The sequence below is a fragment of the Erwinia sp. MYb375 genome (assembly GCF_037479175.1).
Classification (GTDB): domain Bacteria; phylum Pseudomonadota; class Gammaproteobacteria; order Enterobacterales; family Enterobacteriaceae; genus Erwinia; species Erwinia rhapontici.
Genome location: NZ_JBBGZS010000014.1, coordinates 584790 through 608805 on the forward strand (window position 1 = coordinate 584790; position 24016 = coordinate 608805).

Annotated in this window: 28 protein-coding genes and 1 other RNA gene; 15 read left to right on the top strand and 14 right to left on the bottom strand. The window is 52.7% G+C overall.

The window, feature by feature from the left end:
• Positions 1-71 precede the first annotated feature (71 nt).
• Entirely contained in the window at positions 72-401 is a 330-nt protein-coding gene (locus tag WH279_RS09330) for a helix-hairpin-helix domain-containing protein (RefSeq protein WP_200641365.1), read from the top strand.
• Positions 402-511: 110 nt separating this feature from the next.
• The gene (locus tag WH279_RS09335) at positions 512-910 is read left to right on the top strand and encodes an acyl-CoA thioesterase (protein ID WP_339456015.1); all 399 of its coding nucleotides are present in this window, start codon (positions 512-514) and stop codon (positions 908-910) included.
• A 90-nt stretch (positions 911-1000) separates the two neighbouring features.
• Here WH279_RS09335 and queC read toward each other — a convergent pair whose 3' ends face one another.
• Together queC and WH279_RS09345 are read right to left on the bottom strand one after the other, a co-directional pair.
• Positions 1001-1636 carry a 7-cyano-7-deazaguanine synthase QueC gene (gene queC / locus WH279_RS09340; RefSeq protein ID WP_339456017.1) on the bottom strand — a complete coding sequence of 212 codons (636 nt, stop codon included), beginning with the start codon at positions 1634-1636 and terminating at the stop codon, positions 1001-1003.
• 69 nt (positions 1637-1705) lie between these two features.
• The gene (locus WH279_RS09345) at positions 1706-3406 is read right to left on the bottom strand and encodes an SgrR family transcriptional regulator (RefSeq protein ID WP_339456019.1); all 1701 of its coding nucleotides are present in this window, start codon (positions 3404-3406) and stop codon (positions 1706-1708) included.
• Between the two features lie 103 nt (positions 3407-3509).
• Between WH279_RS09345 and cof the strand changes: the two genes are divergently transcribed.
• The gene (gene cof, locus WH279_RS09350) at positions 3510-4328 is read left to right on the top strand and encodes an HMP-PP phosphatase (RefSeq protein ID WP_200641610.1); all 819 of its coding nucleotides are present in this window, start codon (positions 3510-3512) and stop codon (positions 4326-4328) included.
• A gap of 49 nt (positions 4329-4377) precedes the next feature.
• On the opposite strand, the gene WH279_RS09355 is transcribed toward cof, so the two are convergent.
• On the bottom strand, positions 4378-5316 hold the full coding sequence (locus WH279_RS09355) for a DMT family transporter (RefSeq protein ID WP_445235210.1): 939 nt from the start codon (positions 5314-5316) through the stop codon (positions 4378-4380).
• Positions 5317-5411: 95 nt separating this feature from the next.
• On the opposite strand from WH279_RS09355, the gene WH279_RS09360 reads away from it, so the two are divergent.
• The 5 genes from WH279_RS09360 to amtB all read left to right on the top strand — a co-directional run bounded on the left by WH279_RS09360 (position 5412) and on the right by amtB (position 11368).
• Positions 5412-5885, top strand: coding sequence for an Lrp/AsnC family transcriptional regulator (locus tag WH279_RS09360; protein ID WP_200641369.1), 474 nt, complete (start codon positions 5412-5414; stop codon positions 5883-5885).
• Positions 5886-5909: 24 nt separating this feature from the next.
• Positions 5910-7679, top strand: coding sequence for a SmdA family multidrug ABC transporter permease/ATP-binding protein (locus tag WH279_RS09365; RefSeq protein ID WP_339456024.1), 1770 nt, complete (start codon positions 5910-5912; stop codon positions 7677-7679).
• On the top strand, positions 7672-9435 hold the full coding sequence (locus WH279_RS09370; protein WP_339456026.1) for a SmdB family multidrug efflux ABC transporter permease/ATP-binding protein: 1764 nt from the start codon (positions 7672-7674) through the stop codon (positions 9433-9435). Before WH279_RS09365 ends, WH279_RS09370 begins: the two co-directional genes overlap by 8 nt.
• A gap of 273 nt (positions 9436-9708) precedes the next feature.
• Positions 9709-10047 carry a P-II family nitrogen regulator gene (gene glnK, locus WH279_RS09375; protein WP_007886947.1) on the top strand — a complete coding sequence of 113 codons (339 nt, stop codon included), beginning with the start codon at positions 9709-9711 and terminating at the stop codon, positions 10045-10047.
• A gap of 19 nt (positions 10048-10066) precedes the next feature.
• On the top strand, positions 10067-11368 hold the full coding sequence (gene amtB / locus WH279_RS09380; RefSeq protein ID WP_418903894.1) for an ammonium transporter AmtB: 1302 nt from the start codon (positions 10067-10069) through the stop codon (positions 11366-11368).
• A 94-nt stretch (positions 11369-11462) separates the two neighbouring features.
• Here amtB and tesB read toward each other — a convergent pair whose 3' ends face one another.
• Entirely contained in the window at positions 11463-12323 is an 861-nt protein-coding gene (gene tesB, locus WH279_RS09385; protein WP_339456028.1) for an acyl-CoA thioesterase II, read from the bottom strand.
• A gap of 225 nt (positions 12324-12548) precedes the next feature.
• Between tesB and WH279_RS09390 the strand changes: the two genes are divergently transcribed.
• Positions 12549-13106: a YbaY family lipoprotein gene (locus WH279_RS09390; RefSeq protein ID WP_200641374.1), complete on the top strand. Its 558-nt coding sequence runs from the start codon at positions 12549-12551 to the stop codon at positions 13104-13106.
• 27 nt (positions 13107-13133) lie between these two features.
• Here the strand turns inward: WH279_RS09390 and WH279_RS09395 are convergent, their stop codons facing one another.
• A complete protein-coding gene (locus tag WH279_RS09395) occupies positions 13134-13448 on the bottom strand; it encodes an MGMT family protein (RefSeq protein WP_200641611.1) in 315 nt (104 codons plus the stop codon).
• Between the two features lie 133 nt (positions 13449-13581).
• Here WH279_RS09395 and ffs point away from each other — a divergent pair.
• An RNA gene (gene ffs, locus WH279_RS09400) (signal recognition particle sRNA small type) lies at positions 13582-13678 on the top strand.
• Positions 13679-13739: 61 nt separating this feature from the next.
• Here the strand turns inward: ffs and WH279_RS09405 are convergent.
• The 3 genes from WH279_RS09405 to WH279_RS09415 form a co-directional block, all read right to left on the bottom strand.
• Positions 13740-13958 (bottom strand): HHA domain-containing protein, encoded by a 219-nt coding sequence (locus tag WH279_RS09405; protein WP_133845760.1) that lies wholly within the window; start codon positions 13956-13958, stop codon positions 13740-13742.
• A gap of 29 nt (positions 13959-13987) precedes the next feature.
• A complete protein-coding gene (tomB, locus tag WH279_RS09410) occupies positions 13988-14368 on the bottom strand; it encodes an Hha toxicity modulator TomB (RefSeq protein WP_200641375.1) in 381 nt (126 codons plus the stop codon).
• 147 nt (positions 14369-14515) lie between these two features.
• A complete protein-coding gene (locus WH279_RS09415) occupies positions 14516-14869 on the bottom strand; it encodes a hypothetical protein (RefSeq protein ID WP_339456031.1) in 354 nt (117 codons plus the stop codon).
• A gap of 286 nt (positions 14870-15155) precedes the next feature.
• On the opposite strand from WH279_RS09415, the gene WH279_RS09420 reads away from it, so the two are divergent.
• Genes WH279_RS09420 through WH279_RS09435 form a run of 4 tightly spaced genes read left to right on the top strand, consistent with a single transcriptional unit; the run spans position 15156 to position 17711 of the window.
• Complete coding sequence (locus WH279_RS09420) at positions 15156-15281, top strand: hypothetical protein (RefSeq protein WP_339456033.1); 126 nt, start codon at positions 15156-15158, stop codon at positions 15279-15281.
• Complete coding sequence (locus WH279_RS09425; protein ID WP_339456035.1) at positions 15281-15970, top strand: metal ABC transporter ATP-binding protein; 690 nt, start codon at positions 15281-15283, stop codon at positions 15968-15970. Before WH279_RS09420 ends, WH279_RS09425 begins: the two co-directional genes overlap by 1 nt.
• Positions 15967-16830 (top strand): metal ABC transporter permease, encoded by an 864-nt coding sequence (locus WH279_RS09430; protein WP_339456037.1) that lies wholly within the window; start codon positions 15967-15969, stop codon positions 16828-16830. Before WH279_RS09425 ends, WH279_RS09430 begins: the two co-directional genes overlap by 4 nt.
• Positions 16831-16832: 2 nt before the next feature.
• Positions 16833-17711, top strand: a complete 879-nt coding sequence (locus WH279_RS09435) for a metal ABC transporter substrate-binding protein (protein WP_339456039.1) — start codon at positions 16833-16835, stop codon at positions 17709-17711.
• Positions 17712-17824: 113 nt separating this feature from the next.
• Here WH279_RS09435 and ykgO read toward each other — a convergent pair whose 3' ends face one another.
• The 4 genes from ykgO to WH279_RS09455 form a co-directional block, all read right to left on the bottom strand.
• Positions 17825-17968 carry a type B 50S ribosomal protein L36 gene (gene ykgO / locus WH279_RS09440; RefSeq protein WP_012442195.1) on the bottom strand — a complete coding sequence of 48 codons (144 nt, stop codon included), beginning with the start codon at positions 17966-17968 and terminating at the stop codon, positions 17825-17827.
• Between the two features lie 9 nt (positions 17969-17977).
• A complete protein-coding gene (locus WH279_RS09445; RefSeq protein WP_133845754.1) occupies positions 17978-18238 on the bottom strand; it encodes a type B 50S ribosomal protein L31 in 261 nt (86 codons plus the stop codon).
• 141 nt (positions 18239-18379) lie between these two features.
• The gene (gene acrB, locus WH279_RS09450; protein ID WP_339456044.1) at positions 18380-21532 is read right to left on the bottom strand and encodes a multidrug efflux RND transporter permease subunit AcrB; all 3153 of its coding nucleotides are present in this window, start codon (positions 21530-21532) and stop codon (positions 18380-18382) included.
• Positions 21533-21548: 16 nt separating this feature from the next.
• Complete coding sequence (locus WH279_RS09455; RefSeq protein WP_200641382.1) at positions 21549-22751, bottom strand: efflux RND transporter periplasmic adaptor subunit; 1203 nt, start codon at positions 22749-22751, stop codon at positions 21549-21551.
• Between the two features lie 141 nt (positions 22752-22892).
• On the opposite strand from WH279_RS09455, the gene acrR reads away from it, so the two are divergent.
• On the top strand, positions 22893-23531 hold the full coding sequence (acrR, locus tag WH279_RS09460) for a multidrug efflux transporter transcriptional repressor AcrR (RefSeq protein WP_339456047.1): 639 nt from the start codon (positions 22893-22895) through the stop codon (positions 23529-23531).
• A 7-nt stretch (positions 23532-23538) separates the two neighbouring features.
• Here the strand turns inward: acrR and rsmS are convergent, their stop codons facing one another.
• Both rsmS and WH279_RS09470 read right to left on the bottom strand, forming a co-directional pair.
• On the bottom strand, positions 23539-23688 hold the full coding sequence (gene rsmS / locus WH279_RS09465) for a pleiotropic regulatory protein RsmS (RefSeq protein WP_133845750.1): 150 nt from the start codon (positions 23686-23688) through the stop codon (positions 23539-23541).
• 36 nt (positions 23689-23724) lie between these two features.
• The gene (locus WH279_RS09470) at positions 23725-23970 is read right to left on the bottom strand and encodes a GlsB/YeaQ/YmgE family stress response membrane protein (RefSeq protein WP_339456049.1); all 246 of its coding nucleotides are present in this window, start codon (positions 23968-23970) and stop codon (positions 23725-23727) included.
• Positions 23971-24016 lie beyond the last annotated feature (46 nt).

Sequence of the window (24016 nt, forward strand, 5' to 3'; positions counted from 1 at the left end):
ATCTGCCGTTTGCCGGGGGGGCGGTGGGGCGTTAGGGTAGGGTTGCTGTCAAACACATGGAGGAAAACAGCATGATTAATCGTACCTTACAGGCTCTCTCGCTCGCTCTGGCTATCGGACTGACGTTGCCCATCAGTGTCAGTGCCGCTCCCACTGCTGCACCTGCCACTAAAACGGCGCCTGCGAAAGTGCCGGCTGAAAATGCAGCGCAGGTCAGTATCAATAGCGCCAGCGCCCAGGAATTAATGGCGGTGATGAACGGCGTTGGGATAAAAAAGGCGGAGTCTATTGTCAGTTATCGTGAGAAATATGGCCCCTTCACCGATCTCGAGCAATTAAAGGAAGTGCCTGGCATGGGTAATACATTGGTGGAACGGAATCTTGCGAATCTTAAATTGTGATCTGCATCCAGGGTCGGCAAGTCTTACTGCAAGTCGATCCGTCTGACTGCTAATATTGATGAGGTCATACCAGTTGGTGTGGCCTTTTTTATCACAGAGGACGCAGCACGATGCAGACCACCATTAAAGTACGCGGCTACCATCTGGATGTTTATCAGCATGTTAACAATGCCCGTTACCTTGAGTTCCTTGAAGAAGCCCGCTGGGCCTGGCTGGAAGAGAGCGAGGCGTTTCACTGGATGAATAAGCTCGGCATGGCGTTTGTGGTGGTGAATATCAATATCAATTATCGCCGTCCGGCGGTCATGGGGGATGTACTGGTTATCGACAGCCAACTGATGGCGCTGGGGGGGAAAAGTGGCGTCATTGATCAGCGGGTTTCCCTGCAATCCGATGGCAGTGCCATCGCCGATGCGTTGCTGACCTTTGTCTGCATCGATCTGCACTCGAAGAAAGCCCTGCCGCTGGAGGGCGAACTTCGGTTGCAGCTGGAAAGCATAAATCAGTAGGAGCGAGAGATACGTCGCTCCGGGGAGAAATCAAACCAGTCCGGTCTTGGTTTTCATTGCCTGCATAACGGCAGTCGTGTTTTGCTGGTATTAATGCAGGCCGTTGGCACGCAGATGGCAGGCGGCACATTCACCACAACCATCACCCTGAATGCCGTTATAACAGGTCAGTGTCTGGTGACGAATTAGAGGGAGCTGCTGCCAGTAATCTGCCAGTGCCCAGGTTTCCGCTTTATTCAGCCACATCAGCGGCGTTTCGAAACGGATATCCCGCGCCATACCGAGGTTAACCGCATGGTTCAGTGCTTTAACAAATTCGTCACGGCAGTCGGGATAGCCGGAGAAATCTGTCTCACAGACGCCAGTGATTACCGCTTCTGCTTCAATCTGGTAAGCATAGATTGCTGCGAAGGTTAAAAACAGGATATTACGGCCCGGTACAAAGGTGCTTGGCAGGCCACTGGCTGTCGGGTCGTAAGCCGGTACCGGGATGTTATCGCGTGTCAGGCTACTGACAGCCAGCTCGTTGAGCATAGTCACATCCAGCACTTTGTGTGCACGGGCGCCTAGCGACAGTGACAGTGTCCGGGCAACGTCGATTTCCGCTCGGTGGCGTTGGCCGTAATCAAAAGTCACGCAGTGTACTTCGTCGTACTGCTGTAAGGCCTGAATCAGACAGGTTGTTGAATCCTGTCCACCGCTGAATACCACCACTGCACGTTTCATACTTAATCTTTCCCGGTTAGTTTCTGCCAGCTATGGTAATACCTTGTCACACAGAAAGGTATCCCCTCTTCAGACGATGTGGACGGGCGGCGGTATCCACGCACGGGAGAAATCAAACCAGCCCCAGGCGTTTAATCGTATGCCTTCAACATCCGGCGGTGCACTGACCTGATAACGATAGTTAAACAGCGGGGTGATCACCGCATCTAACATCAGTTGCTGGTACAACGCTTTTAACCGCTGGTGGCGTTGCTCCAGATCCGGGTAACGCTGCAGGGCATCTAACCGTTTCATCAGCATTTTCCAGCCTGCGGCGCCGGATAATATCGTCCACATCGGGTCGAGCCGCAGCCAGCTCTCCAGCGTAAACATCGGCGCTTCGCCAATTAACCTGTCGCCCATAATCAGGTCAGCCTCTGCAAGTAACGGATAATCCTGCCAGTTTTTTTGTGGATGAAAATGCAGCGTAAGCTGACATCCCTGAGTCGCCAGCAATTGCTGAAGCTTTGCCGCCATAGCGTGCAGCTCCACCGGCAAGTGGTAGTGCAGGCTGAGTTGTGCAGGCAGGATGATATTGGGATCGGGTTGCCAGTCAGGTATGTTCCAGCCCGGCAGCATCTCACGGCTTGGCGTGATGAGCCCTTCTTCTAATGGCAGCTGTTCAATAATGCCGGACTGATGTACCAGCGACATAATATGCCGGGCCTGAGCGGGCGAGAGCCCCGCGCGTTGACCTATCGCCAGATAACAGAATCCGAGACTGATACGCTGACTAACCGGTTGAAGGGCGTTTAAATCCTGCTGCGCACCAATCGCGATCTGAACTGGATGGCGGCAGCTGGTACCCAGTCCGGGGTCGAAAAGCTGTGGTGCAATCCAGTATTCAATCGCCTGCATAAGCGGATGTGTGGCGTGATACCAGCCGTGACTTTCCAGACGCAGCAAGGCGGGTGAATTGACCATCAACCGCCATGGGCCGGCACCCATATCCGGGTTATCCGGATGCGGCAACAGGCAGGGGACGCTCGCCAGTCGATGTGCCAGCCAGTTGTCCTGAGTATGCAGATCAATGCGCAGGCACAATGCATGGGCCTGAATAACCGTTTTGACGCTGGACAACAAGCGTTGACCGACCGGGCTGGCCAGGATCATGAGAAGCCTTTGTTGCAGTTGCCCGGTGGTGACCGCTTCGCCGTGATGCCAGCGCAACTGCGGACGCAAAAAGAAGAACCAACTCAGGCCATCCTCGCTCACTTGCCAGTGGTGGGCCAGATCCGGCACGGCGTCATCGCCTGACAGGCGGCTTAATCCGGCAAAGACCTGCTGGGCCAGATGTTGTTCAGCGCGCCCGGGCTGCATGAGCGGGCGAAGGGGATCAAGCGAGCGGTAATAGGGAATACGTAACGTTGGCTGGTTGTTCTGCCATTGTCCGCCCATAAAGGGCTGGAGTAGTTGGCTAAGTTGCTCCGGGGCCAGAGGCACAAGTTGCAGTGCGTGCTGTGGATGGCCGTTGTCGAGCTGCTGCAACATCAGCTCACTGCGCAGCGTGGCGGGAGATTGCAGAAAGGTCAGAAGGCCACGTTTTCCACGCCCGGATGAGGCCTGCCATGTCAGCCAGCCGCATGCCTGCCACTGGCGCAGCAGGGTACGTATATGCCGCTCACTGCAAAAACAGCACTGAGCGATATCAGCGACACTGGTGGACTGAGGTTGCCCGGTGCTGTGTTGCCACAGACGCTGGTACTGGTTCAAACGATTGAGTTGTCTCATCTCACCTTAAACCCGGAACAGTTTAAAAAAAGTATTCACTATTAGTTCCGCAAATGCCAGAGGATACTCAGTGCAGATGAAAAACCCATCAACCGGAGAGAAAATGGTGCGTCTTGCTGCATTTGATATGGATGGTACGTTGCTGATGCCTGACCATCAGTTGGGGCAACAAACCCTGCGCAGTCTGCGCGCGCTCCAGGCGCACCCGGTACAGCTCACCTTTGCTACCGGCCGTCACTTTATGGAGATGCAGCCGCTCATGCGGAATTACGATCTGCCGGCTTTTCTTATCAGTGGTAACGGCACACGTATTCATGATCCCTTCGGTGAGTTGCTTTATGCCAGCGATCTGCCACCGGCGGTGGCAAGGCGGGTGATCCATAGCCACTGGGATACGTGTGCCAGCCTTCACGTTTTTAACGACAGCGGCTGGTTTACTCACGACGAGCTCCCGGAGATTTTACAAGCCCATCAGCTTTCTGATTTCCGTTATCAGGTCATCGATCTGCGTACTCTTCCCGAACACCAGGTGACTAAAGTCTGTTTTATCGCTGATTATCAGGAACTGTGCGCGCTAAAAGTTCAGCTGCGGGAGGCTCTGGGAAACAGCGCTCACCTCTGTTTTTCCGCGCAGGATTGTCTCGAAGTACTGCCACTGGACTGTAACAAAGGGGCGGCGCTGGCACATCTGACCGCGAGGCTCGGCGTGTCGATGGCGGAGTGCATGGCGTTTGGTGATGCAATGAACGATCTGGAGATGCTGGGGCGCGTGGGTCACGGTTTCGTTATGCGCAATGCGATGCATGAACTGAAATCACAACTGCCTCATTTACCGGTTATTGGCGATTGTGCGACACAGGGCGTGTCTCATTACCTCAACCACTGGCTTACCACACCGCACCTGGTTTATTCCCCCGAATAATCAGCTTATTGGTCAGTGTGCCGGACAAGGATGTCCGGCTTTTTCGTCTTTAGCGGCGCAAGAGGGGGGTTGCCACTGCTGAAATCTGGCGGCTACGTGTGCCACGATACAGTGTCAGTAAAATCCCCAGCAAAAATGGCAACAGCAGCAGTAACGATTCGCGGCTGATACTACTGCCATTGATTTCACTTTCCAGCGTGATGGCGATCAGCGGGAACACCAGAAAAACCAGTGATGCCTGAAACGGCCGGGCGACCTGCTGCAAAGCAAAGTAGGCCAGTATACCCCCCACGCCAGCGACGACACCCAAATAAGCGATAGCCAGCAGCGCCTGCGGAGCAAAGGTGGTGACATCGGGAGCTTCCGTCAGCCCCGCCAGCGTCAGTATTAATCCCGCACCGAGGCAGGGCAGTGCGTTGTAGCTCAGTACTGAAATTCCGGCACAGCGCTTTTTACACTGGACGTACATCACAGCGTGAATCAGCACGGCAGCGACCAGGGCCAGAATTCCCTGGATCTGACTTTCGCCACTATCGCGGGTTTCATGCCACAGGATCGTGCTTAATGCGCCAAGACTGATGGCCAGCCCCAGTAGCTGCTGTCGTGAGGTTCTTTCGCGCAGAAACAGCAGGGAAGCCGCCAGAACGGCGGCGGGCATGGTGGCAAAGATAATCGCCGCCAGGCTGGAAGAGGTATAGCGTTCGCCATAGATCATCAGCGTAAACGGAATGGCGAAATAGAACAGCATGACGCACAGCTGAAAACCGCGTTGGCCAGCCGGAAACAGGAGCGGCGCTTTTTTATAACGCGCCAGCAGCAGGAGCAGCGGGGCGGCGCAGAGGAAACGCAAACCGGTGGCAAAGACAGGGGGAACGGTGGCAACGGTAATTTTCATTGCCATCCATGTGGTGCCCCAGGTGAGGGCTACGGCGCTGAATAAACCTATGATCAATAGATTACGGCAAATGTTTGTATTCATCCTGTTCATCCCTGAGGTGGTAGTCTTGAGTAAACAGATTAACCAAACGACTGGGGAAAAGGTTGCTATAATAGTGCTGTATTTTTAGCTTGTCGGAGAAGGTTTTGCTACCAATTGCGCTGGATAAAAAAGATCGTTTGCTGTTAAACCTGCTCCAGCAGGATTGTACGCTCTCTCTGCAGGCACTGGCTGATGCCGTTAGCCTGACAACCACTCCCTGCTGGAAGCGCTTGAAAAGACTGGAGGATGAAGGCTATATTCGCGGCCGGGTTGCTTTGCTTGATGGTGAAAAGCTTGGGCTGGGGCTGACCGCTTTTGTTCTGATCAAAACTCAGCAGCACAGCAGCCTGTGGTTTCAGCAATTTGTTGATGTGGTACAGGCGATGCCGGAAGTCATGGGTTTCTACCGTATGGCAGGAGAGTATGACTATCTGCTGCGCGTGCAGGTTGCGGATATGAAAAGCTACGATAGTTTTTACAAACGGCTGGTGAACGGCGTTCCAGGTCTGATCGATGTCACTTCGAGTTTTGCGATGGAAGAGATAAAATACACCACCGCTTTGCCGGTTGCCCTTTAACCAGCCGATAATCAGGACATTTTTTTGCGACTTTTTAGCCAACTAAGCTGGTATTTTTTGCGCGAATGGCGCCGCTATCTCGGTGCGGTTTTGCTGTTAATCGTGATTGCCTTGCTGCAACTCCTGCCACCACATGTGGTGGGAAAGATCGTCGACGGCGTCAGTCGCGATGGGATGAGCAACGGCCAACTGATGATGTGGGTTGGCGTGATGCTGGCTACGGCAATCATCGTCTATTTATTGCGTTATGTCTGGCGCGTGCTGTTGTTCGGTGCCTCCTATCAGTTGGCGGTAGAACTGCGCGAAGATTTTTACCGCCAGCTCAGTCGTCAGCACCCCGGATTCTATTTACGCCACCGTACCGGTGACTTGATTGCCCGTGCTACTAACGACGTTGACCGCGTGGTATTCGCGGCAGGCGAAGGCGTACTGACGCTGGTGGATTCACTGGTGATGGGCATGGCCGTACTGATTGTGATGAGTACCCAGATTAGCGGTACCTTAACCCTGCTTGCCCTGTTACCGATGCCGATTATGGCGTTGGTGATCAAACGTTACGGCGACCAGTTGCATCATCGCTTTAAACTGGCGCAGGCTGCTTTCTCCTCGCTAAACGACCAGACGCAGGAAAGCCTGAGCAGCATCCGTATGATTAAAGCCTTCGGGCTGGAAGATCATCAGTCAGGCCAGTTTGCGGCGATTGCTAAAGACACCGGAGAGAAGAACCTGCGCGTGGCGCGGGTGGATGCACGCTTCGATCCGACGATCTACATCGCTATCGGCATGTCGAATCTGCTGGCGATTGGTGGCGGCAGTTGGATGGTCTGGCACGGCACGATGACCCTCGGGCAGCTCACCAGCTTTGTCATGTATCTGGGGCTGATGATCTGGCCCATGCTGGCGCTGGCGTGGATGTTTAATATTGTCGAGCGTGGCAGCGCCGCCTGGACCCGAATACAGGCGCTGTTAGCAGAAGCGCCTGCCGTGGTCGATGGAGACAAGCCGTTGCCAGAGGGGCGCGGCCTGTTGCAGATTTCGGTGCGGGAGTTTTGTTACCCCGGGGCGCAGCAACCTGCGTTGCGTAATCTGAAGGTTCAGGTTAAACCGGGGAAAATGCTGGGACTTTGTGGCCCAACGGGATCGGGTAAAAGCACTTTACTCAGTCTGATCCAGCGTCACTTCGATATTGATCAGGGCGATATTCGTTACCACGATATCCCTCTGACGCAGTTGCAGCTCGATGGCTGGCGTAGCCGACTGGCGGTAGTCAGTCAGACGCCGTTCCTGTTCTCCGACAGCGTGGCTAACAATATTGCGCTGGGGTGTCCTGGTGCAACGCAAAGTGAGATTGAGCATGCGGCACAGCTGGCCTTTGTACATGACGACATTTTACGGCTGCCCGAAGGTTATCAAACAGAAGTGGGCGAGCGTGGCGTGATGCTGTCGGGTGGGCAGAAACAACGTATCTCCATTGCCCGGGCATTGCTGCTGAATGCCGAGATTTTGGTGCTGGATGATGCTCTTTCAGCGGTAGATGGCCGCACCGAACACCAAATTCTGCATAACCTGCGCAGTTGGGGCGAAGGACGTACGATTATTATCAGCGCCCATCGTCTCTCTGCCCTGACCGAGGCCAGTGAAATTCTGGTTCTGCAGCACGGGCAGGTTGTGCAGCGTGGCGATCATGAGCAACTGGCCGCCGACGCCGGATGGTATCGCGATATGTACCGTTATCAACAGCTGGAAGCGGCACTTGACGACGATGAAACAGAGCAGGGAGCCGCGCATGGCTAATGTCACTCAATTGTGGCCAACCATTAAACGGCTGCTCTCCTACGGTGCGCCATGGCGTAAATCTCTGAGCCTGGCTGTGCTGATGTTGTGGGTGGCCGCTGCCGCCGAAGTGCTGGGACCTGTGCTGGTCAGCTACTTTATCGACAACATGGTGGCAAAACACCGGATGCCTGTGGGGCTGGCCGCCGGCCTGGTGGTCAGTTTTCTGCTGTTGCAACTGCTGGCGGCGGCGCTGCATTATTGTCAGGCACTGTTATTTAATCAGGCCGCTGTTGGCGTGGTACAGCGCCTGCGCACTGATGTGATGGACGCCGCACTGCGCCAGCCTTTGGGTGCATTTGATACCCAGCCGGTTGGGCAGATTATTTCGCGTGTTACCAATGATACCGAGGTGGTACGTGATCTCTACGTGACCGTTGTTGCCACTGTATTGCGCAGTGCGGCGCTGGTGGGGGCGATGCTGGTGGCGATGTTCAGTCTTGACTGGCGTATGGCGCTAGTTGCCATCACCATTTTCCCGGCGGTCTTGATCGTGATGCTGATTTACCAGCGTTATAGCACGCCGATTGTGCGCCGGGTGCGCAGTTATCTGGCAGAAATCAATAACGGCTTCAATGAAGTCATCAACGGCATGAGTGTGATCCAGCAGTTTCGCCAGCAGGCACGCTTCGGTGAACGCATGGGGGAGGCCAGTCGCTCTCATTATATGGCGCGTATGCAGACGCTAAGGCTGGATGGTTTTCTCCTGCGGCCGCTGCTCAGCCTGTTTTCTGCCATGATCCTGTGCGGATTGATGATGCTGTTCGGTTTTTCTTCTGTAGGGTCGATTGAGGTCGGCGTGTTATATGCCTTTATCAACTATCTCGGGCGCCTGAATGAACCGCTAATTGAACTGACGACCCAGCAATCGATGCTGCAACAGGCGGTGGGGGCGGGTGAGCGTATCTTTGAACTGATGGATGCGCCACGTCAGCCATATGGCGATGACAACACGCCACTCGCCAGCGGCAGCATCGATATTCGTGATGTGACCTTTGCTTATCGCACTGGCCGCCCGGTGTTAACGGATATTAACCTGTCTGTGCCCTCGCGCCATTTTGTCGCGCTGGTCGGGCACACCGGCAGTGGAAAAAGTACGCTCGCTAACCTGCTAATGGGGTATTACCCGCTCAGCCAGGGTGAAATCACACTGGACGGACGTCCGCTCGCCTCGCTCAGCCATGCCGCGCTACGGGGGAGTGTGGCGATGGTGCAACAGGATCCGGTGGTGCTGGCCGACACGTTCTTTGCCAATGTCACGCTGGGGCGCGATATTAGCGAAGAGGCCGTCTGGCAGGCGCTGGAAACGGTACAGCTGGCGGCACTGGCGCGTGAGCTGCCGGAAGGGATCCATACGCGTTTAGGGGAGCAGGGCAATAATCTTTCTGTCGGACAAAAACAACTACTGGCAATGGCGCGGGTGCTCGTGGCAACACCTCAGATCCTGATCCTGGATGAAGCGACCGCTAACATCGATTCCGGCACGGAACAGGCCATCCAGAAAGCGCTTCAGGCCGTACGTCAGCGTACCACGCTGGTGGTGATTGCTCACCGACTGTCAACCATCACCGACGCCGACACTATTCTGGTATTGCACCGTGGGCAAGCAGTGGAGCGTGGCAGCCATCAGCAACTGCTGTCTGCGCAAGGACGCTACTGGCAGATGTACCAACTCCAACTTGCGGGTGAGGAACTGGCAGTGGCAGAGAGCAGCTAAATCTCTGCCGCTGCGCTGCACCAAATTCAGGCGAATAAACACCCAATAATCCCACAAATGCACCGCTCTAACGCATGACGCACCTTTCTGGTGCGTTTTTTTCTATACTCCTCTCTGTGCCTTTCATTTCTCTGTGATCTGCGTCTCAGCTACGACTCAGACCAGCTCTGACTAATCGTCTGAAAAATTCAGATTTTTAAACTCTGGCACAGCCTTTGCTTTAATCATTTCGTGTCGCTGAAACAACCTATTTTTTTACCTGGAGGGGATCGTATGAAGCTGGTTACCGTGGTAATCAAACCGTTCAAACTGGAAGACGTGCGTGAAGCACTGTCGTCAATCGGCATTCAGGGTCTGACCGTCACTGAAGTCAAAGGTTTCGGCCGCCAGAAAGGGCATGCAGAACTGTATCGCGGTGCTGAATACAGCGTGAACTTCCTGCCAAAAGTAAAAATTGATATCGCTATTGCAGACGACCAGCTTGATGAAGTGGTTGATGTGATTAGTAAAGCGGCCTACACAGGCAAAATTGGTGACGGGAAGATCTTCGTTGCAGAACTGCAACGTGTCATCCGTATTCGCACCGGCGAAACTGACGAAGCAGCACTGTAATTCGGGGCTCAGAATTGTGATGGGATGGGACAAAATGAAAAAACTCGCTAAGTTTGGCCTCGCCGGTGTTGCTCTTTTACCGTCGCTGGCAATGGCCGCTGCGCCTGCAGTCGCCGACAAAGCTGATAACGCCTTTATGATGATCTGCACCGCGCTGGTGCTGTTTATGACAATCCCTGGTATTGCACTGTTTTACGGCGGCCTGATTCGCGCCAAGAACGTGTTGTCGATGCTGACTCAGGTTGCCATGACCTTCGCGATGGTCTGTGTATTGTGGATGGTTTACGGCTACTCACTGGCGTTCAGCGAAGGTAATGCTTTCTTCGGTAGTTTTGACTGGGCAATGCTTAAGGGTATTACGCCGACAGCGGTGATGGGCTCCTACTATCAGTATATCCACGTCGCGTTCCAGGCTTCTTTCGCCTGTATCACCGTGGGGCTGATTGTTGGTTCTATCGCAGAACGTATTCGTTTCTCTGCGTTGCTGATCTTTGCTGTGATCTGGCTGACCTTCGCTTACCTGCCGATTGCACACATGGTATGGGCTGGCGGCTTCCTGGCGGCTGACGGCGCGCTGGACTTTGCGGGCGGGACTGTCGTTCACATTAACGCCGCGGTAGCAGGTCTGGTGGGTGCTTATCTGGTGGGTAAACGTGCTGGTTTCGGTAAAGAAGCCTTCAAACCCCATAATCTGCCAATGGTGTTCACCGGTACGGCTATCCTGTACTTTGGCTGGTTCGGCTTCAACGCCGGTTCTGCCAGCGCAGCTAACGAAATCGCGGGTCTGGCCTTCCTCAACACAGTGATTGCTACGGCAGGTGCGATGCTGAGCTGGACCTTCGGTGAGTGGGCGCTGCGCGGGAAGCCATCTCTGCTGGGTGTCAGCTCTGGCGTGATTGCAGGCCTGGTGGCTATCACCCCAGCCTGCGGCTATGTGGGTGTGGGCGGTGCACTGATTATTGGCCTGGTAGGCGGATTAGCCGGTCTCTGGGGTGTGACCATCCTGAAGAAATGGCTGCGTGTTGATGACCCATGTGATGTGTTCGGTGTTCACGGTGTCTGCGGTATCGTAGGCTGTATCCTGACCGGCGTATTTGCCTCCTCTTCACTGGGCGGCGTGGGTTATGCAGAAGGCGTCACCATGGGCCATCAGGTCTGGGTACAGCTGTTCAGCGTAGGCCTGACCATAGTCTGGACTGCGGTTGTTGCCTTCATCGGTTTCAAAGTGGCAGATATGATTGTGGGTCTGCGTGTTCCAGAAGATCAGGAACGTGAAGGTCTGGACGTCAACAGCCACGGCGAGAATGCTTACAACCAGTAAGCCATTGCCGGGCTGAAGCCTGAAGAAAAGTAGTGCGCTAAAAATAATAAAAGACGAAGCGGGCCATTATGGCCCGCTTTTTTTATGTCTTTGACTACGAACGCTGGCGGATCACGCCTTCCTGCACCGTCGATGCTACCAGCACACCCTGTAGGTTCCAGAACTCACCGCGCACAAAACCACGGGCACTGGAGGCGGAAGTGCTCTCTACGCTATACAGTAGCCATTCGTTGAGGTCAAAGGGACGATGGAACCACATCGAGTGGTCAATGGTGGCGACTTGCATACCTGGCTCCAGAAAACCTTTTCCGTGAGGCTGTAATGAGACAGGCAGGAAGTTGAAGTCAGACGCATAGCCCAGCAGATACTGATGAATGCGTTTATCTTCCGGCATGGTGCCGTTGGCGCGCAGCCAGGTATAGCGGGCGGGTTCACTGACATGCCCTTTGAGCGGGTTATGGAACTCCACTGGGCGGATCTCAAAGGGTTTTTCGGATAAAAATTTATCACGTGCCTTCTCGGGAATGTACTGCGCCAGTTGGTGAGCAATGTCTGTTTCAGAGGGCAGGTTGTCCGGTCCGGGAACCTCAGGCATCGTTTTCTGATGTTCAAAGCCGCTTTCTGGCCCCTGGAATGAGGCCGTCATATAAAAGATGGGCTTGCCGTTCTGTACGGCTTTTACCCGGCGGGCGCTGAAGCTTTGGCCATCGCGCAGGTTTTCAACATCATAAATGATCGCTTTCTGGCTATCGCCCGGGCGCAGGAAATAGCTATGGAAGGAGTGGATGATGCGATCCTGTGGGACGGTTTGTTTGGCCGCATACAACGCCTGGCCGACAACCTGCCCACCAAACACCTGGCGCAAACCCAGATCTTCGCTCTGCCCACGGAACAGACCTTCTTCCAGCGTCTCCAGGTCCAGAAGATTTAACAAATTTTGTAGCGCCTGGCCCATATTCGGTTCCTCAATAGTTTTATCGCCACCAGTTTGCGAGATCCGACCAGTTAGCGTCAACGACTGTTTATGCGATCTGTGTGAGAAGCCGATAAAGCCAGACTTGCGGTGCTTCCAGGAAAAAATCAGCAACTTGTGCCAGAATTAAAGCTACGCAGACAGTCAAAACTGTCTTTATGCGGCGAAGTGACTGCCGTAAGCATTGATCGAAAGGAGAAGCTATCAATGAAATTCTGGCATGTATTAAGTGGTGCGGCGCTGGCTGTAGCAATTTCAGGCTGTGCAGATAAAGGCAAAGATGTACCGACGCCGACGCTCGGCTCCCAGGTGGCGGGCCAGCAGACGACGATGAAACAGCCTAATGTGAGCGGTACGGTATGGATCCGCCAAAGGGTGGCTCTGCCGCCGGATGCGGTACTCACCGTGACACTGTCCGATGCTTCGCTGGCGGACACTCCATCGAAAGTGCTGTCGCAGCGTGCCGTGCGTACCGAGGGTAAACAGGCGCCTTTCAAGTTTACCTTGCCGTTTAATCCGGCTGACATTCAACCTAATGCACGCATTCTGCTGAGTGCCGCCGTGACGGTCGACGGTAAAATGCTGTTTATTACCGATACGGTGAAGCAGGTAGTGACCACCGGTGGAACACATCAGGATCTGACATTGGTGCCTGTGCCTTCCATTGCTGTACCAACGCAGAACGGAGCCGCCACGACGATGCCATCCACATCGCCAACTCAGGTTTCCCCTTCTTCTGCTGTACCGGCCCCCACCTCACTGTAACGTCTGAACGCCCCGAAAGGGGCGTTATCACGGTTGCCAACGATAACGTTTGAGATCGACCTTTCCTTCCAGGGAGACTTGAATCCCTTCGTCCATTAATGCTCTGCGCTGTCGACCGAGATCGTCCCCCACCAGCGAGATTTCTCCTTTACGGTTAATCACGCGATACCAGGGAAGTTTACTACCAGCGGGCAGGCGTTTCAGTACGCCTCCAACTTGACGTGCGGCACGAGGAGAACCGGCTAGCTGAGCGATTTCGCCGTATGTGGTCACATAGCCAAAAGGAATGGCGGCGACAATATTGTAGATGCGTTGTTGAAAGCTATCGTCTTCGAAGGTCATGGTGTTCGGTACCGGGGAAATAAACTGCAGATCGTGCAAGAAACCAACGGTCATCCCGGGGTCGCTTGCAATTGGCAGGGGCATCATTGATAATGCCTGCGCTCTGGTTACCCAGGGCACTCAATGGGGGCCCGGTTGGTTCTCCCGCAATGCTAATTTGTGAACTCGGTCAGATCCGGAAGGAAGCAGCCGTAACAGATGACGCGTGTGCCGGGATGTAGCTGGCAGGGCCCCCACCCAATTCTGCTCTTACCAGCTTTTCTCGCCTGACTCAAACCAACCACACCTTCATTAACGAACAAACTTCCAGACCGCTACCGGTATCTTGTCATAAAGCTTATTCATTGTGAGTTCTGCCAAACGGTGATCGGCAGCAGAATAAAATATGGCTAATTCGTCATCAGATAATTCGTACTTGTTCTTTTCAATCACGCGTTCAAGCGTGTCGATAGAACGACAACGCCTGAGGCGCATAAGATAATCAGTTTTCGTTAAAAGTTTGTCTGTCATTATTAAACCGTAGAAAAAGTAATGGGTTGCTAAAAGGAATGGCTGGTCTGCGTCCGACTCGTTACACACTCTTCTGCAAAAATGTTGAACAGTCTCTTTGCTGATTTCTGCCAGCGCTGTAAGTCCTGAGCATTAATGCCATAATTGCTGAACAACATGAAAGTGTCATCAAGGTATTCATCAACCTGAGTAATCAGGTCACTATCCTCAATGTGCTTAATTTTGTAATTCATCGTGAATGCCGCAATATGCTCAATCAGATCGTTAAGCTGTAGATTAGCTGCAGAGGTAGGATCATTAACCCAGCCATGATGGCTGTCGCCTAACGTTGCAAGGCTTTCATCATACAGGCTTTCACTCAAGAATTTAAGCTGGGCAATATCATGCCTTCTCGGCGAGTATTCGTCCATCTTTTTCCCCTCCTAAGCTTGCGAAACATGCTATTTAACTACACTTTTAAACATGGTGTGCCAGGAAGTGATAAATACAACTCAACTAAATTTATCTATACAAAATATAACTAAAATTAAAATAAACGTTAGGCGTTTGACTCATTATTACAATTCATCTGACATTCCACTGCGCTCGTTATCAATGAAATCAAACACCAGTGCATCTGCGTTCCAGCTAAAATTGACCGACTGGTTGGTTGTTTCAAACGCATCAATATCCAGGCAGGCATTGAACACGTTCCAGTGAAAACTATAGTTAAGTTTATAACGCGATTGCTCCAAATGTTCCAGGGAAATAATTCTGATACTGTCGGGAACATATCGCGCATTTGATGAATACCATTCAAGAGATCCCACAAGGTCATCTTCTATTTTGGGAATTATCTGTTGTATCTCTTGCATTAATTCTAGTGGATTAAGCTCGTCTTGACGATATTTTAACAGTAGAGTTTTGCGCATTTTTTCCCCACAGAGTTAATGTTTACTAATCAGGATAATTGCTTCTGATGGTAAAGCAGACCACTGTATAATGGAAGTGTAGTCTATAGTGATGATTTTTCAGTTAATTATTTTGTCGCTAAATGCTATAGATGTCACGGACGTAAAGACTTGTTGAGTTTTTTTAATATATATAGGGGCATATTACTTATCGAAAAGTGAAATACTTAGATACATTTTTGCTTTGCCGTTAGTTCCCGATTCGCGCTATTTTGTTGTTATGTTATAACATTAAAGTGTCGTCTCCATGAATTCCTCCCCCTTGTTTTTACGTATTGGCACGCTGCTGAGTTGCCCGGCGTGGCTGCGCATGGTCCTCACCGCGCTGCTGGTGAGTCTGCTGGTTCTGCTAACCTGGTGGGCCATTATCTGATGATCGTACTCAATCAACTCGTTGTTGGCTATCAGCACCGTGCAGTGAGCCCGGTGCTGGGCGGTGAATTTGCGCGTGGCAGCATGACGGCGCTGGTCGGCGCAAACGGCTGTGGCAAGTCGACACTACTGAAAACCTTATGTGGGATGCTGCCTGCTGTTAGTGGCTCGATCAGTTTTACCACGCCACGCCCCTCCATAGCCTGGCTGCCACAGCATTCTGACATTGAAAAAAGTTTTCCGCTTACCGTGTTTGATTTGGTGGTGATGGGATTCTGGCGGCACTGCGGCTGGTTCAGAGGGATCTCCCGTCAACAGCGTCAACAGGCTCTGTCGGCGCTGGATCGTGTCAATATGCTTCCCTTTGCGGAAGCGGCACCTGGAACGCTATCAGGGGGGCAACTCCAGCGCGTACTGTTTGCCCGACTGCTGGTGCAGGATGCTGAATTGCTGTTACTTGACGAACCCTTTAGCGGCGTTGATAGCGACACCATTGCGCTACTCCTGGCACTGTTGGCAGAACGTCACCGCGCGGGCTGCACACTCATCGTCGTTCTGCATGATATGGCGACGGTGGCACAGCATTTTCCTCAGGTATTACGTCTGAAAGAACAGCACAGCGAGTGGTCATGCCACGACTGCGGGGTGACCGGGCTGAACTTCGGACGCAGCGGAGGAGCCAGCGCATGATGCTGCTACACCCTTTTATTGAATTTGGTTTTATGCGTCGTGCGCTGGTTGCCTGTGTGGCGTTGTCGCTCAGTGCCACTCCGCTGGGCGTCTTTCTTTTACTACGCCGCATGAGCCTGGTCGGGGATGCGTTGTCCCATGCGGTTCTACCCGGTGCGGCGATTGGCTATTTGCTTTCCGGTCTCTCACTGGTGGCGATGGGCATTGGTGGTGCCATTGCCGGACTGACGGTGGCGCTTTTGTCTGGTGCAGTAAGTCGTTATACCCCTTTGCGCGAAGATGCCAGTTTTGCCGGTTTCTATCTGGGATCACTGGCGCTGGGCGTTACGCTGGTGTCATTACGCGGTTCCAGCGTGGATCTGCTGCACGTGCTGTTTGGCTCGCTGCTGGCGGTGGATGTTCCCTCTATCGTGCTGGTCAGTACCATCAGCGGCGTTTCTCTGCTCATTTTTTCCCTGATCTATCGGCCGCTGGTTATTGACGCATTTGATCCCACTTTTTTGCGCGCCCAGAACCGTTGGGCCTCACCACTGGTTCACGGAATTTTCCTTGTATTGGTCGTGGTCAATCTGGTGGCAGGTTTTCAGGTACTCGGCACGCTGATGAGTGTCGGATTGATGATGCTGCCCGCTGCCAGCGCCCGTTTCTGGAGTCGGCACCTTTCCGGCACGCTGGCAGCTGCAATGATACTGGCGACCATCGCCAGCTTTGGGGGTCTTTACGCCTCATTTTATCTCTCATTACCCGCCGGGCCTGCTGTGGTGCTCAGTGCGGCAATTTTATTCTTTATTTCTATTTTAATCGGACCTTGCGGCGGAATTTTTTCCTCACGCAAAACATTGTCTATGGTGAAGGAGTAAGTATGAAGAAGTTACCTGTAGCGCTGGCATTATCAGCATTAATGGCCACCCCACTGGCGATGGCAAAAACAGTCGAGGCGGTAGCCAGCTTTACCGTACTGGCTGACATTGTGAAAAATGTTGGCGGTGAACATGTCGTCGTCAAAAGCCTGGTAGGGCCAAATGGTGATCCTCACAGCTTTGAACCAACGCCGAAAGACAGCCAGGCGCTTGCCCATGCCGATGTGGTTTTTGTCAGTGGTCTGGGGATGGAAGGGTGGATGGACCGCCTGATCGCGGCATCTGGCTATAAAGGCCAGACGGTGGTGGCATCCAGTGGTATCAATACCCGTAAAATGGAAGAGGATGGACAGGCTATTACCGATCCGCATGCATGGAACAGTATGCAGAATGGTGTGACTTATGCCACCAATGTGATGAATGCGCTGATTACCGCTGATCCGGAGGATGCGGATTACTTCCGTCAACACGGGAGCGCGTATATTGAACAACTGAAGCAGCTGGATAGTTGGGCACAGAAGGCATTCAGTACAATCCCTCAGGAGAAACGTAAGGTACTGACCAGCCATGATGCGTTTGGTTATTTCGGCCAGCGTTATGGCGTGAAATTCCTGTCGCCAGTGGGTTTCTCCACGGAGTCAGAAGCCAGCGCCTCTGATGTTGCCGGGTTGATTACCCAGTTGAAGCACGAAAAAATCCACGTGTACTTTATTGAAAACCAAACCGACCCGCGCCTGGTGAAGCAAATTGCATCCTCAGGAGGAGCCAAATCGGGCGGAGAGCTTTATCCTGAGGCGTTGACTGTACAGGGCGGTCCTGCTGATAGTTATGTCGCAGCGTTCAAACACAATGTGAATGCGATGGTCAGCAGCATGAAGTAAACCGTGTGCCGGGTTCGCCCGGCCACGTTAGGTTAGCTCATACTGTTGTCAAAAAGATAAAAAAAGGGATAGCGCAAGCTATCCCTTTTGGCATGACGACATGGCTATAGCAATCAGCGTTTCTTTCCGCCCCGACCCTGTACGGCTTTGAAGCGGGGGTTACTCTTACAAATGACAAATACACGCCCGTGACGGCGAACAATTTTGCAATCTTTGTGACGCTTTTTGGCCGAAGCCAGAGAACTTAATACCTGCATGATGGCTCCTTATTTTTTCATCGCGCCAAGAAAACCGCCAAAACGCTGGCTGAAGCGTGCTGCACTGCCTTCTTTAGCAAAATCTTTCTGTTTACCGGTGTAATAAACATGTGAAGCAGAAGAGACGTCCAGCAGGACGTATGGCATCTCTTTGCCTTCGTGTTCGATTGTACGGTCAGTTTTGATGGTGGAACCCACCACAAAGTAAGCATCAGCCGTGGTGTCATGGAATACCACCTGGCGGTAAGCAGGATGAATACCCTGTTTCATTTTCTACCCCTAATGTAATGTTATACTATAACAATAGTATGCGCTGCCGCTTTTTAAATTGCAACCGCAGAAAGGGCAGGAAAATCGCAAAAAAAGAGGCCACCCGAAGGCAGCCTCTTATTCACATCAACTCAGCGTTGATCAGTGATGCTGTGAATCAACCGGATGGCTGTGTTCCAGCTCCTCTTTGTTCTTACTAAAGCGGCGGCGGACCACCACGAAGAACACAGGAACGAAGAAGATCGCCAGAACGGTTGCAGTAACCATACCACCCATTACGCCCGTACCAACGGCGTTCTGAGCACCGGAGCCTGCACCGCTACTGATAGCCAGCGGGAGAACCCCCAGGATAAAGGCCAGAGAGGTCATCAGAATCGGACGTAAACGCATACGCACCGCTTCCAGCGTGGCCTCAACCAGTCCTTTGCCTTCTTTTTCCATCAGGTCTTTAGCAAACTCGACTATCAGGATGGCGTTCTTCGCCGACAACCCTATGGTTGTTAGCAGCCCCACAACAAAGTAAACGTCATTACTTAACCCGCGCAGGGTGGTGAAGATCAGCGCACCGATCACACCCAATGGCACCACCAGCATGACAGAGAACGGGATTGACCAGCTCTCATACAGCGCTGCCAGACACAGGAACACCACAATCAGTGAGATGGCGTACAGCGCCGGAGCCTGGTTACCAGATAAACGCTCCTGGTAAGACATGCCCGTCCAGTCATAGCCGATACCGGTTGGCAGCTTAGAGGCCAGATCCTGCATCAGGTCCATGGCTTCACCGGAGCTTTTACCCGGTGCTGGTTGCCCTAACAGCTCCATAGATGGAAGGCCGTTATAACGCTCCAGACGTGGCGAACCATAAACCCAGTTGGCTGACGCAAAGGCATTAAATGACACCATTTCGCCGCTGGTAGAACGCACATACCAGTTGCCGATATCACCAGGCAACATACGGTAAGGTGCTTCACCCATCACGTAGACTTTCTTAACGCGACCACGGTCAATGAAGTCATTGACATAGGAGCCACCCCAGGCGGCTGCCAGTGTGGTGTTGATATCAGACAGCGATACTCCCAGCGCCTGTGCTTTCTCCTGGTCGATAGTCAGTTTGTACTGCGGAGTGTCTTCCAGTCCGTTAGGACGCACACCCACCAGTACATCTGGATGTTGGGCAATCATACCCAGCAGCTGGTTACGTGCGGCAGTCAGTTTTTCATGGCCTAAACCGCCCTGATCGATCAGCTGGAAGTCGAAGCCTGTTGCCTGACCCAGTTCAACAATGGCTGGCAGGTTGAAAGGAATCACCATCGCATCTTTAATGACGGAAAGTGCGCCCATTGCCCGCCCGGCAATGGCAGGAACCTTATTGTCGGCACCTGGACGTTCATCCCACGGCTTCAGACTGACAAAGGCGAGGCCGGTGTTCTGACCACGACCTGCAAAGCCAAAGCCGTTAACGGTAAACACAGAGTTAACCGTAGCTTTTTCTTTATTCAGGTAGTAATCCGTCACCTGGTCCAGCACTTTCTGAGTACGCTCCTGAGTCGCACCAGCAGGGAGCTGGGCCATCGTCAGGAACACACCCTGATCTTCTTCCGGTAGGAAGGAGGTCGGCAGACGCAGGAACAGGAAGGCCATGCCCACGAAAATCAGTAGGTAAATCACCAGATAACGACCGGTACTGCGAACGATGTGGCCAACACTTTCGGTATAATGATTGGTACTCTTGTCGAACAGGCGGTTAAACCAGCCGAAGAATCCAGTCGTCTTACCGTGATCGCCTTTCGCAATCGGTTTCAGCATTGTTGCACACAGTGCCGGGGTCAGGATCAACGCCACCACTACCGACAACACCATCGCAGAAACAATGGTAATTGAGAACTGACGGTAGATAACGCCGGTAGAGCCGCCGAAGAATGCCATCGGGATAAATACCGCCGACAGTACAAGGGCAATACCAACCAACGCCCCCTGGATCTGATCCATTGACTTACGTGTGGCTTCTTTCGGTGGCAGGCCCTCTTCGGCCATGACGCGCTCGACGTTTTCCACCACCACAATGGCGTCATCCACCAGCAGGCCGATGGCCAGCACCATCCCGAACATCGTTAACGTGTTTATCGAGTACCCGAAGGCGCTGATAATGGCAAACGTTCCCAGCAGTACAACTGGCACGGCAATCGTTGGGATCAGCGTTGCGCGGAAGTTTTGCAGGAACAGATACATGACCAGGAACACCAGCACGATAGCTTCGACCAGCGTCTTCACCACTTCGTTAATCGAAATCTTAACGAATGGCGTGGTGTCATACGGATAAACCACCTTCATCCCGGCAGGGAAGAAAGGCTCCAGCTTGGTGAGTTCTGCCTTAACGGCGGCGGCGGTATCCAGTGCGTTAGCACCCGTTGCCAGCTTGATCCCCAGACCGGAAGCCGGTTGTCCATTATAACGGGCAATAATCTCGTAGTTTTCACCACCCAGCTCAATGTGCGCAACATCACTCAGACGTACGCGTGAACCGTCACTGTTGACCTTCAGTAAAATCTTTCCGAACTCTTCCGCTGAGGTCAGACGAGTCTGCGCAATGATGGAGGCGTTAAGCTGCTGGCCTTTCACCGGAGGTGAGCCGCCTAGCTGACCCGCTGCCACCTGGGCGTTCTGGGTGTTGATGGCACTAATGACATCAACGGGCGTGAGCGAGTAGTTATTGAGCTTGTGAGGATCCATCCAGATGCGCATAGCGTACTGAGCACCGAACAGCTGTGTATCACCCACGCCTGACACTCGACTGATAGGGTCTTTAATATTCGACCCGACATAGTCGGAGAGATCGTTCTGGGTCATGGTGCCGTTGTCATTGATGAAACCGGCGACCATCAGGAAGCTGCTGGAGGATTTCTGAACCTTAATCCCCTGTTGTTGTACTTCCTGCGGCAGTAGCGGCATCGCCAGTTGCAGTTTGTTCTGCACCTGTACCTGGGCGATGTCAGCATTAGTCCCTGATTCGAAGGTCAGCGTCAGCTGCAGCGTCCCGGAGGAGTCACTGCTGGAGCCCATATACATCAGGCCGTCGATGCCGTTCATGTTTTGTTCGATAACCTGCGTGACGGAGTCTTGCAGTGTTTTCGCATCAGCGCCAGGGTAGGTTGCTGTGATCTCAATTGCCGTTGGAGCAACGTTTGGATATTGCTCGATCGGTAGTTTAAGAATCGACAGCGCGCCCGCCAACATAATAATGATGGCGATTACCCAGGCAAAGATGGGGCGATCGATAAAAAACTTAGCCATGTCTCAGTGGCTCCTGTTAAGACTTCGGTTGTTCAGACTTCGCCTGAGACTCGGAACCTGCTTTGGCGCTGTCATCGCTGACTTCCTGAGGCGTTACCGTTGCACCAGGTTTCACGCGTTGCAGACCGGTCACAATCACACGATCGCCATCTTTCAGACCGGCAGACACCAGCCACTTATCACCAAATGCCTGGTCGGCAGTCAGATTACGCACTTCAACCTTGTTGTCCGCGCCCACCACCATGGCAGTTGCCTGACCGGTTGGCGTACGGGTCACACCCTGTTGAGGAACCAACAGCGCATTCGGGTTGGTGCCTTCATCCAGACGGGCACGTACGAACATACCTGGCAGCAGACTGTGATCAGGGTTAGGGAACACGGCACGTAATGTGATGGAACCTGTGGTTTCATCCACAGTCACATCAGAGAATTCTAATGTTCCACTCTGCGCGTATTCGCTACCATTTTGCATCAGTAGTTTGACTTCAGCTTTACCGTTAGTCTGCTGAAGTTTGCCGGTATTCAGTTCATCACGCAGGCGCATGAAATCTTCGCTGGATTGGGTCACATCAACATAGATAGGGTCAAGTTGTTGTACGGTTGCCAGCGCAGTGGTTTGCGCACTGGCGACTAACGCGCCTTCCGTCACCGATGATTTACCGATGCGACCGCTGATAGGCGAGGTCACCCGAGTATAGGCGAGGTTGATGCGCGCTGTTTCTACTGTCGCTTGAGCAGCCTGAACGGCAGCGGCGGTCTGGCTTTGCGTTGCCATTGCCTGGTCGTAGTCCTGCTGGCTGATGTACTTGGTGCCCAACAGAGGCTTGTAGCGTTTTACCGTTAATGCGGCAATTTGTGCATTGGCTTGTGCCTGTGCCAGATCACCTTTTGCACTGCTGTAAGCAGCTTGATATGTGGCGGGGTCAATTTGATATAAAGACTCGCCAGCCTTGATATCGCTACCCTCAACAAAGTTGCGTTTCAGAATAATGCCAGATACCTGTGGGCGAACTTCTGCAATACGGAAAGATGAGGTTCGACCTGGCAGGTCGGTAGTAATTTTAAGCGGGGCGCTTTTCAACGTTGTGATACCCACTTCAGGTGCCTGCTGCTGCTGTCCGGCTTGCTGAGAATCTTTGTTGTCACAACCCGTTAGCACTAAGCTGCCTGAGAGCATCAGAACGGCCGCCAGAGGCGTTAACCCTCTGTTTTTGTTCATAAATAAACCTCGAGTGTCCGATATCGATTGTTCAATGGATTACAAACCCATAAACCCATTGCTGCGTTTAAATTATGGTCGTGATATGGTACATACATTCGGAAATGTATGTAAGTCTAACCCTTTGTAAATCACACCCTCATGGCACGAAATACCAAACAACAGGCGCAGGAAACGCGCAATCACATCATTGATGCCGCAATTAAGCGCTTCTCTGAACATGGCGTATCCAAAACGTCACTGGCGGATATTGCCTCAAGTGCTGGCGTGACGCGGGGTGCTATTTACTGGCATTTCAAAAATAAAACTGATTTGCTGAATGAAATCTGGGCGCAATCCGAATCCGGAATGGCGGACCTGGAGCTTGAGTATCAATCAAAATATCCTTCGGATCCACTATCTGTAATGCGCGCAATGTTGTTGTATGTCCTTGACGCAGCAGCCAGTGACCCAAGAAGACGTGCACTTATGGAAATTATTTACCACAAATGTGAGTTTGTTGGAGAAATGACTACCCTACAACTGATGCAACAAAATCTCTATCTGGAATGTTATGAAAAGATAGAAGAGGTTTTAGCGCAGTGCATTGATGCAAAACAACTCCCCGAAAATCTGGATACCCGGCGTGCTGCTGTTGTGATGCGTGGCTACATCAGTGGCATCATGGAAAACTGGTTATTCATGCCGAGCAGTTTTGATTTAGCCGGTGATGCGCCGCAATTAGTGGCAACCCTCATTGATATGCTGGCGCTCTGTCCGACGCTACGTAAGCCAGTTTAACCACCGATTATGACTGGCTGGCGACTTTCTGCTCAAAGTCCCGCTGTACAATCGCCAGCGCAGCCAGGACCGTCTCTGGTGCAACGTGATTTTCTTCCAGCAGCATAATCAAATCAACGGCGAGTTTGATTTCTTCCGGCGCGGTTTCCAGTGACATACTTTCTCCTTATTTCTGAATGCAGACAATCAGCGGTCAGATACGTAAAATTTTGACGATGCCCGTCATTACCAGTGCACCCACCAGTGCAGTCAGCATCGTGTGTGGGTCGAAGGTGGCAAGCGTGCCGTTATTCATATAGGTACTAATATAGCCACCAATCAACGCACCCACAGTGGCAAGTACCAATGTGGGTACTAGCCCGCCCGGGCGGCCAGGAAAAAAATAGCGCGCAATAAAGCCCACCAGAAGACCGATGATTATCCAGAAAATCAGACCCATTTTCGCTCTCCATTTACAGGGAAATGTGATTGTTATCGTCCCGGCA

Coding starts and splice junctions, on each gene's coding strand:
- WH279_RS09330 (WP_200641365.1), top strand. CDS start 72: ATGATTAATCGTACCTTACAGGCTCTCTCGCTCGCTCTGGCTATCGGA.
- WH279_RS09335 (WP_339456015.1), top strand. CDS start 512: ATGCAGACCACCATTAAAGTACGCGGCTACCATCTGGATGTTTATCAG.
- queC (WP_339456017.1), bottom strand. CDS start 1,636: ATGAAACGTGCAGTGGTGGTATTCAGCGGTGGACAGGATTCAACAACC.
- WH279_RS09345 (WP_339456019.1), bottom strand. CDS start 3,406: ATGAGACAACTCAATCGTTTGAACCAGTACCAGCGTCTGTGGCAACAC.
- cof (WP_200641610.1), top strand. CDS start 3,510: ATGGTGCGTCTTGCTGCATTTGATATGGATGGTACGTTGCTGATGCCT.
- WH279_RS09355 (WP_445235210.1), bottom strand. CDS start 5,316: ATGAACAGGATGAATACAAACATTTGCCGTAATCTATTGATCATAGGT.
- WH279_RS09370 (WP_339456026.1), top strand. CDS start 7,672: ATGGCTAATGTCACTCAATTGTGGCCAACCATTAAACGGCTGCTCTCC.
- glnK (WP_007886947.1), top strand. CDS start 9,709: ATGAAGCTGGTTACCGTGGTAATCAAACCGTTCAAACTGGAAGACGTG.
- amtB (WP_418903894.1), top strand. CDS start 10,067: ATGGGATGGGACAAAATGAAAAAACTCGCTAAGTTTGGCCTCGCCGGT.
- tesB (WP_339456028.1), bottom strand. CDS start 12,323: ATGGGCCAGGCGCTACAAAATTTGTTAAATCTTCTGGACCTGGAGACG.
- WH279_RS09390 (WP_200641374.1), top strand. CDS start 12,549: ATGAAATTCTGGCATGTATTAAGTGGTGCGGCGCTGGCTGTAGCAATT.
- WH279_RS09395 (WP_200641611.1), bottom strand. CDS start 13,448: ATGACCTTCGAAGACGATAGCTTTCAACAACGCATCTACAATATTGTC.
- WH279_RS09405 (WP_133845760.1), bottom strand. CDS start 13,958: ATGACAGACAAACTTTTAACGAAAACTGATTATCTTATGCGCCTCAGG.
- tomB (WP_200641375.1), bottom strand. CDS start 14,368: ATGGACGAATACTCGCCGAGAAGGCATGATATTGCCCAGCTTAAATTC.
- WH279_RS09415 (WP_339456031.1), bottom strand. CDS start 14,869: ATGCGCAAAACTCTACTGTTAAAATATCGTCAAGACGAGCTTAATCCA.
- WH279_RS09420 (WP_339456033.1), top strand. CDS start 15,156: ATGAATTCCTCCCCCTTGTTTTTACGTATTGGCACGCTGCTGAGTTGC.
- WH279_RS09425 (WP_339456035.1), top strand. CDS start 15,281: ATGATCGTACTCAATCAACTCGTTGTTGGCTATCAGCACCGTGCAGTG.
- WH279_RS09430 (WP_339456037.1), top strand. CDS start 15,967: ATGATGCTGCTACACCCTTTTATTGAATTTGGTTTTATGCGTCGTGCG.
- WH279_RS09435 (WP_339456039.1), top strand. CDS start 16,833: ATGAAGAAGTTACCTGTAGCGCTGGCATTATCAGCATTAATGGCCACC.
- ykgO (WP_012442195.1), bottom strand. CDS start 17,968: ATGCAGGTATTAAGTTCTCTGGCTTCGGCCAAAAAGCGTCACAAAGAT.
- WH279_RS09445 (WP_133845754.1), bottom strand. CDS start 18,238: ATGAAACAGGGTATTCATCCTGCTTACCGCCAGGTGGTATTCCATGAC.
- acrB (WP_339456044.1), bottom strand. CDS start 21,532: ATGGCTAAGTTTTTTATCGATCGCCCCATCTTTGCCTGGGTAATCGCC.
- WH279_RS09455 (WP_200641382.1), bottom strand. CDS start 22,751: ATGAACAAAAACAGAGGGTTAACGCCTCTGGCGGCCGTTCTGATGCTC.
- acrR (WP_339456047.1), top strand. CDS start 22,893: ATGGCACGAAATACCAAACAACAGGCGCAGGAAACGCGCAATCACATC.
- rsmS (WP_133845750.1), bottom strand. CDS start 23,688: ATGTCACTGGAAACCGCGCCGGAAGAAATCAAACTCGCCGTTGATTTG.
- WH279_RS09470 (WP_339456049.1), bottom strand. CDS start 23,970: ATGGGTCTGATTTTCTGGATAATCATCGGTCTTCTGGTGGGCTTTATT.